At 69.7% G+C, this 6,495-nt stretch carries 8 protein-coding genes; 3 read left to right on the forward strand and 5 right to left on the reverse strand.

Annotated elements, in window-relative coordinates:
- Nucleotides 1-121: 121 nt before the first annotated feature.
- A complete protein-coding gene (locus tag EAO76_RS47150) occupies nt 122-382 on the reverse strand; it encodes a hypothetical protein (RefSeq protein ID WP_148841660.1) in 261 nt (86 codons plus the stop codon).
- A 107-nt stretch (nt 383-489) separates the two neighbouring features.
- Between EAO76_RS47150 and EAO76_RS43140 the strand changes: the two genes are divergently transcribed.
- Complete coding sequence (locus tag EAO76_RS43140) at nt 490-1,326, forward strand: helix-turn-helix transcriptional regulator (RefSeq protein WP_148841661.1); 837 nt, start codon at nt 490-492, stop codon at nt 1,324-1,326.
- Complete coding sequence (locus EAO76_RS43145; protein ID WP_148841662.1) at nt 1,323-1,532, forward strand: DUF397 domain-containing protein; 210 nt, start codon at nt 1,323-1,325, stop codon at nt 1,530-1,532. Before EAO76_RS43140 ends, EAO76_RS43145 begins: the two co-directional genes overlap by 4 nt.
- A 132-nt stretch (nt 1,533-1,664) precedes the next feature.
- Here EAO76_RS43145 and EAO76_RS43150 read toward each other — a convergent pair whose 3' ends face one another.
- The 3 genes from EAO76_RS43150 to EAO76_RS43160 form a co-directional block, all read right to left on the reverse strand.
- A complete protein-coding gene (locus EAO76_RS43150) occupies nt 1,665-3,050 on the reverse strand; it encodes a DUF4157 domain-containing protein (RefSeq protein ID WP_148841663.1) in 1,386 nt (461 codons plus the stop codon).
- Nucleotides 3,051-3,358: 308 nt separating this feature from the next.
- Complete coding sequence (locus EAO76_RS43155; protein WP_148841664.1) at nt 3,359-4,165, reverse strand: SDR family oxidoreductase; 807 nt, start codon at nt 4,163-4,165, stop codon at nt 3,359-3,361.
- Nucleotides 4,166-4,360: 195 nt separating this feature from the next.
- Nucleotides 4,361-5,116, reverse strand: a complete 756-nt coding sequence (locus tag EAO76_RS43160) for an SDR family NAD(P)-dependent oxidoreductase (RefSeq protein ID WP_148841665.1) — start codon at nt 5,114-5,116, stop codon at nt 4,361-4,363.
- Between the two features lie 335 nt (nt 5,117-5,451).
- Between EAO76_RS43160 and EAO76_RS45190 the strand changes: the two genes are divergently transcribed.
- Nucleotides 5,452-5,619, forward strand: a complete 168-nt coding sequence (locus tag EAO76_RS45190; protein ID WP_187439059.1) for a hypothetical protein — start codon at nt 5,452-5,454, stop codon at nt 5,617-5,619.
- Nucleotides 5,620-5,761: 142 nt separating this feature from the next.
- On the opposite strand, the gene EAO76_RS43165 is transcribed toward EAO76_RS45190, so the two are convergent.
- On the reverse strand, nt 5,762-6,397 hold the full coding sequence (locus EAO76_RS43165; protein WP_148841666.1) for a hypothetical protein: 636 nt from the start codon (nt 6,395-6,397) through the stop codon (nt 5,762-5,764).
- Between the last annotated feature and the right edge of the window lie 98 nt (nt 6,398-6,495).

Raw genomic sequence — 6,495 nt, forward strand, 5'->3', positions numbered from 1 at the left:
GCACCGCACTCGTCGTCGCCCTCGTCCAGCGCGATGCACCGGAACCGGTGCGTGAGGGGCGGCGCATCCGGCTCCGCATCGGGCCGCAGCACCCACTTCACGAACCGGAACCTGCGCACGCTCACAGAATCCGCCCCGCACTGCGGGCATTGCACCGCGCGATCTCCGCCCGCAACCGTTCCATGGGCTCCGGAGCCCGCACATCCGCCGGCTCGGCCTCCCACTCCGTACCGCCGCACACCGGCCGTAACGACCAGTACGGACCGGACACACCCCGGAACTCACCCACCCGGTTCCGGCGACCGGTGTCAACCAACAGCGTTCCGGGGGAAGGGACTTGTGGGGGTTCCTGCCGATGCGCGGCAGTATTCTCTTCGGACACCGCCGACTCCTCTCCGTAACGGCTCCGCTACCAAGGGGGATCAGCGTGGCCTACAGTCTGGAGCGCTTCAACTTGTTGAGCGCGAGCGAAAAGTCAGGTGACAGCCGTTGAACCGCAAGGACTTGGACCCCGAGAGCAGCCCCGAGGCCGCCTTCGGCGCACGTATTCGCAGCTCGCGCGAGAATCGCGGCTGGAAGCAGGAGGAGCTGGCCAAGCACATGGGCTACTCCGGCACGCACATCTCGGCCGTCGAAACTGGTCGCAAGATGCCGACTCTTCGGTTCTCGCGCAGCGCCGACCAGGTTTTCGGCACGGGAGAAACAGCCGACACGTTCGAACGCCAGTACCGAGAGCTCCGGCACGGCTCATTACTGGAGGGCTTCCCGCAGTACGTGGGGTACGAAGGGCGTGCGGCAGAGATCCGGCTGTACGAAATCGGCATCATCCACGGGCTGTTGCAGACGCCGGAGTACGCGCGAGCCCTGGCGGACAGCGCCGTGCGACGAGGGACGATCACTCCGGAGCAGGCGGAAGAGCGCGTCTCGTTCCTGGCGGAACGTCAGGCCGCACTGGTGCGCCCCCGCCCCCCGACGATGCTGGTGGTGATGGACGAGAGCTGCATCCGCAGGCAAGTCGGCGGGGCGAAGGTCATGGCAGCCCAGCTGGACCGACTGCTGGAGTTCGCCGAGCAGCCGAACACCGTGCTCCAGATCGCCTCGTACGACATAGGAGAACGGCGTCCGTTCAACCTTCCGATGACCTTGCTGACGCTGTCGGACATGTCCGTGGTCGCCTATGCGGAGTCCCAGATGCGGGGCCATCTGGAGCGCGATACGACCTTGGTGCTCCCCCTGCTGGCGGCCTACCATCAGTTGCAGGCCGAATCGCTGTCCCAGGCGGCGTCCGTGGCCATGATCCGTGAGGCACGAAAGGGCATCCTGTGACGACCGAATCCCCCCGCTGGTTCAAGTCCTCGTACAGCGACAACGGCGGCCAGTGCGTGGAGGTCGCCGCCAACCTCGCCGCCCCGCACGGCATCGTCCCCGTCCGCGACTCCAAGGACCCGCACGGCCCGGTGCTGTCCGCCTCCCCCGCCTCCTTCGCCGCCTTCGTGGCGGGCGTGAAGGCCGGAGAGTTCGGCACCGTCTGACCTGCCGACAGGTCCAGCGCATCCACCCCGGAAGCCCCGTCGCACACCGTGCGACGGGGCTTCCCGCTGCCCGAGCCTGCCCCCGGAGGACACCTGGCACGCAAGGCAGCCTCACGGATGAGCGAATCCGGACTAATTCACGATTTCGACCCTCTTGATGAAGTGCTGGAACAGCAGCTGGGATGCCTCGTTCTCACCCAGACTGAAACTGAAGTCGCCTTTTTTCTCCTGCTTCATACCGATGTAGCCTCCGAGCGAACCCTCACCCTGTGAACCCTCGGGCATGGGCCTGTCGGGCCCGTGAATATTCCTGAGGGCCTGGGGCGCACGCCCTGTGCTGGTTCCCGCGACGGCCATGTAGTCGGGGCCGAAAAGGAGTTCGTGAGCGCCGGGCTTCAGTGTGAACTTCACCAGCACCTCGTCGTCCCCCTTGCTGTAGGTACGGGCCTGCGCCTCGTCCCCGAGGTGCCCCTTCACCGGTATGGCACCGATTCTCGGGTGATCCCCGCTTGCCGCTTCATGGAAATCACCGACGGCGTTGTCGTCGTCCTTGTGCTCCTTTATCCACTGGGTCGTGTCGGTCTGGCGGTCGTTGTTCCACCAGTCCATGATCGCGTCGCCCTCGGTCCGCTTCATGCCCCTGAAGATCTCCAGGCTGCCCATGGCCTGGATCTGCTTCTGGTTCTTTCCCCTGTACTTGTCCTTGAGCTGACGCAGGAGACCGGGCACGGTCGTGGCGATGACTTCCTTCAGCTTGCGCTCGTTCGACTTCGGGCGAGCGCTCTGCTGCGGCCGACCCGCCGGTTGCTGACTCGCCCAGTAGGCGTCCGTCAGGCGGTCCTGCACATCGGGAGCCCGCTGCACGGTCCGCTCCCCGGCTGCGGACCGACGGCCCGTCGCACCATGGGTGTCCGCCCGGGCCACTGCCGGACCCGACATCACTCGGCTCGCGTTGGCTTCGGCTTCGCGTTCGAACCGGTCCGAGGGATCCGACACACGCAGCCCGGCCCCGTTGTCGGCACCGGCGACAGGACCCGTGCGCTGCTGGATGACGTGCGTCAATTCGTGGGCGAGGGTGTGCTTGTCGGCACCGCCTTCGCCGATCACGACGTGGTTGCCGGCGGTGTAGGCCCGAGCGCCTATTTCCGCTGCCGAGACTTGCGCGGCCGCGCCCATGTGGATGCGGACGTCCGAGAAGTCCGCGCCGAGCCGGGTTTCCATCTCACTGCGCGTGCCGTCGTCGAGGGGGCGCCCCGGAGCGCGCAGGACATCGTGGACGGTGGAGCGTTGCACGAGGTGCTCGGTCTGCCGGTCGCCGTGGTCGACGTCGTGCTCGTGTTCCTCCTGGGCTCCCGGGTGTCCGGCCTGACGGAGCATCTGGACAACCGCCGCGTTGCCGACGCTGCTCTGCAACGACAGGAGACCGGAGGGCTGCGTCCAGTTCTCGGTTCGGGATTGGCGGGCCGGTGCCCTGCCCTTGCGTGTCTCTGCCGACCTGGCCTGGTCTTCGGCGCGCATGCGACCTTCCCCCTGTGGGCAAACGGTTCCTTCTGGCGTACCCGAGACACGGGCGGCCGGACCAGGTACCGGAGGGCACAGTGGGGGCAACGTACGGGGGCGGTCGGCACATGACCACGGCGCCGGCGACCGGGCCGCCGGGTCCGGCCGGCTCACGGCGACGGCGAGCGGGGGCGGTACGTCCGGGCGGTCCGGCCCGCCGCCCCCGTGGTCAGGACGCCGGAACGGCGGCGCCGCGTTCGGGTCCTCCGGCGGGCATGGACGCTGCCGTGCTCACCGGCGCCCGGCAGCCCGTCGGCGCGGTCGGGTCAGGCTTTCGGTGTCCACGCCTTGGGCCAGTCGAGACCGCGCAGCCGGGCATCCAGGCCGCCGTCGCTGTACATCAGCGTGCCGACGCAGTAGCCGGACTTGGAGGACAGCAGGAAGAGCACGAGTTCCGCGACCTCTTCCGGGGTGCCCGCCCGGCCTGCGGGGATGGACTTGAGGAACGCCTCGATACCGGCCGCGATCTGAGGGTCGTTACGACCCGCCCGGGTCATCGGGGTGTCGATGAAGCCCGGGGCGATGGCGTTGAGGCGGATGCCGTCCGTGATGTAGTCGGCTGCGCGGGTGCGGGTGTAGTAGGCGATCGCGGCCTTGGTGGCCGGATAGGTGAGGACGCCGCCGTCGTCGCCCAGCGAGTCGGCGAGACCTCGGGCCGCGTCCTCGTCGCCGGTCAGGCATGCATCGGCCAGCTGCGGGTTCCAGCCGGGCTGGGTGGTGACGGAGTTGGACGAGGCGAGCACCACGGAGGACTGCCCCGCGGCGGCCAGCGAGGGGCGCAGCTGTTCCAGCAGTCCGACGGCGCCGAAGTAGTTGACGGACACCAGCAGGCTCGCGGGGCGGCCGGCTCCGCCGGAGATCCCGGCGAACGGCACGAAGCCGTCGAGGCGTCCTGCGCTCAGGCGGGTGATCTCGGCCGCCGCGGCGGCCCTGCCCTCGGGGGTGCCGAGGTCGGCCTCCACATCGGTGCCGCGCAGGTCGACGCCGATGACGCGGTGTCCTTGCTCGGTGAGCCGGGCGGCGATGGAGGCGCCCATGCCGGAGGCGGCCCCGGTGACGGCGATGGTTCCCATGACGGTGTTCTCCTGAAGGTTCGGTGTGTGGTGCGGGTCTCGGTGGTCGGGAGGGCCGCCCCGGCGGCCCCGGACCGGAGCGCCCGAGCAGGCCGGTTCCCCGGACGAGTGCCGGCCGAGCCGTGCGATGGCGGCTTTGCACCGCTCGGCGGGGCCCGTTCACTCCGGTGCGTCCGGGGAACGCGGCTGCGCGGTCTAGCGGAGCTTGATCGCTCCGCCGTCGGCCATGACGGTCTGCCCGGTCATGTACTGGGCGTCGTCACCGGCGAGGAAGGCCACGATGGGGGCGACGTCCCGGTCGGGGTCGCCGAAGCGGCCCAGCGGCACCTTGGCGGCGGACTGGGCGTACTGCTCGGGCCGCGCCTCGGCCCACGCGGCCACACCTGCGGTCAGGGCCATGGGACAGACGACGTTGACGCGGATGTTGTGCGGCGCCCATTCGTTGGCGACGACGCGGCTCAGACCGCGGATGGCCTCCTTCGCGGCGGCGTAGGAAGCCTGGTTGGGCTGGCCGTCGAGACCGGCGCCGGAGCCGAAGTTGATGATCGACGCGTTGCCGGTCTTCTTCAGCTCGGGCAGGGCGGCGAGCATGAAGTTGCGGGTGGCGTAGAGGCTGGTGTCCATGGCGAGGTTCCAGTCGTCGTCCGTCTGCTCCTCGAAGGGCTTCTGGCGGGACACGCTGGCGTTGTTCACCAGGACGTCGAGCTTTCCGTAATGCTCGACGGCTGTCGCGACGGCCCGGTCGGCGACGGCCCGGTCGGAGACGTCACCGCGCAGGAAGACCACGGAGTCGCCCAGTTCACGGGCGAGGCCCTCCCCGGCATCCTGCTGCAGGTCGACGACGACGACCCGGGCGCCGCGTGCGACGAACAGTTTCGTGATGGCGCCGCCGATGCCGGAGGCGCCTCCGGTGACGATGGCGGACTTGCCGTGCAGGGGGAGGTAACTCATGGGGTGCTTCCTTTCAGGGTGCCTGCGGCGCAGGCTGTCGGGGCGGCCGCCCCTGGCATGCGTGACGAGGCGGGCCGGCCGGGGCCCCGGAGAGCCGTGCGGCCGTGCCCCGTGGCGGCCGGGGCCGGCCCCACGCCGTCGATGGACTCGCCTGACGACGGACTGCTTCCCGGCCGGATGAACGTCCGAGAGGTGCACGGACGCGAACCACGCCACATATGCAGAATACACACGATGTGCATTCTGCACATCACGGCTGGACGGTCACTGCGGGTGCGGGAGCGGGAGCGCGCGACGACGGGGTGACCGATCACAGTGGAGGGGCAGGGGTGACCATGGGTGAGCAGGCGAACCGGCTGAGCGACATGGAACGGGAGCCGACCCTGTTGTCCCGGCACTTCGTCACCCTGCTGACCGGGTTCGACCAGAGCGTCGAACAGCTCGAACGACTTGCGCCGACCCGCTCGCGCCACGCGGAGAACGCCTCGGCCGCATACCGGTGACGCCGCCCCGGCCCTCAGCTCGGGCGGCCCGGCCGAGCCCCGCGGCGGTCAGGTCTTCTCGGTCCGCTCGCGCTGCCCCGCGAACCCGCCGAAGCCCTCCACCGCCTTCGCGGTGGCGGCGGGTGCAGCGTGTTCGGGCCGGTCACGATGCGGTCCTGGGCACGCCCGCGTGGGCGGTACGGCCACAGCGCCTCCGCCAGTACGCGAAGCAGACTGCCGCCAGCAGCGGTCCCCACAGCAGGAGCGGGACGTAGGTGCTGTTGAAGAAGGCGAGTTGCCAGCCGTGCATCGACTCCGTGGGGAAGTCGCTCGGGAGTCGATCGCCCCGGACGGTGAGTCCGAACAGCGAGGTGGCGAAGGCGGCGGTCCACAGAGCGGTCAGGATCGTGGCGCCGAGGGCGGCGGGCAGGATGGCGGCGAGGGGCGGCACTCTGCGGCCGCCCAGCAGCGGGATCCAGCGCGGGAAGACCTCTCCCCACGCGGCGATCAGCCCGATGGCGGTGAAGGCCAGCAGTTCGGAGAAGACGGACAGGGCGATGATGTACACCGGCCCCGGCAGCCACGACGGGAGCTGGCCCCTGCCGTGCACGCCGTCGTCACCGATGTGGAAGACGACGGTCATGATCCGCCACAGACCGGAGGGAAGCACGGTGAAGGGGATGGCGTAGGCGGCGATCCGGGCCCATCGGGGGACTCCGGGCACCGGAGTGTGTGCGCTCCTCCAGGCGGCACGCAGTCGCCCGGTCGTGGCGGGTGCGGTGTCCTGATGGGCAGTCATGCGTACTCCTCGGGCCGTTGGATGCCGCTCACTCGATCGGTATCCACGATCACAGCCGCCCCCCGCCCGATACGTCGCCCACCGGGGCGAACCCGGCC

Origin of the sequence: Streptomyces sp. sk2.1, from assembly GCF_008120935.1 — a bacterium.
Lineage (GTDB): Bacteria > Actinomycetota > Actinomycetes > Streptomycetales > Streptomycetaceae > Streptomyces.

Excerpts from the sequence above, each read along its gene's own strand:
- EAO76_RS43165 (WP_148841666.1), bottom strand. The coding sequence starts at position 6,397 with ATGACTGCCCATCAGGACACCGCACCCGCCACGACCGGGCGACTGCGT.
- EAO76_RS43150 (WP_148841663.1), bottom strand. The coding sequence starts at position 3,050 with ATGCGCGCCGAAGACCAGGCCAGGTCGGCAGAGACACGCAAGGGCAGG.
- EAO76_RS43160 (WP_148841665.1), bottom strand. The coding sequence starts at position 5,116 with ATGAGTTACCTCCCCCTGCACGGCAAGTCCGCCATCGTCACCGGAGGC.
- EAO76_RS45190 (WP_187439059.1), top strand. The coding sequence starts at position 5,452 with ATGGGTGAGCAGGCGAACCGGCTGAGCGACATGGAACGGGAGCCGACC.
- EAO76_RS43155 (WP_148841664.1), bottom strand. The coding sequence starts at position 4,165 with ATGGGAACCATCGCCGTCACCGGGGCCGCCTCCGGCATGGGCGCCTCC.